The sequence below is a fragment of the Burkholderia sp. A2 genome (genome assembly GCF_001729305.1).
GTDB classification, from domain to species: domain Bacteria; phylum Pseudomonadota; class Gammaproteobacteria; order Burkholderiales; family Burkholderiaceae; genus Burkholderia; species Burkholderia sola.
Window position 1 is genome coordinate 1 of sequence record NZ_LZXX01000093.1, and the last position, 262, is coordinate 262.

General features: G+C 78.6%; 1 pseudogene. It reads right to left on the reverse strand.

What is annotated here, in order from left to right:
* A pseudogene (locus A9Z05_RS37815) lies at window positions 1–262 on the reverse strand (hypothetical protein); the annotation flags it as partial.

Sequence of the window (262 nt, forward strand, 5' to 3'; positions counted from 1 at the left end):
ACCCCGCCGCCCGCGGCGCCGCTACCGCCCTGGCCGGCGCCGTTCGGGCCGCCGCCCGGCTTCACGTGGCCTGCCGCCCCGCTGTGCGAACGCATCCCGTGCTTCGCGCCATGCCGTTGCGTGCCCGCCGGCGGAGGCGGCGCGGCCGTATTGCCGTTCGCGCCCGGCGTCGACATGTCCATCGACGGATTCGGCGCACCGGTGCCCTCGTCCGAGCGCTGCGAGTTCTGCGCCCACGCGGCCGGCGCGGCCGCGGCGATCG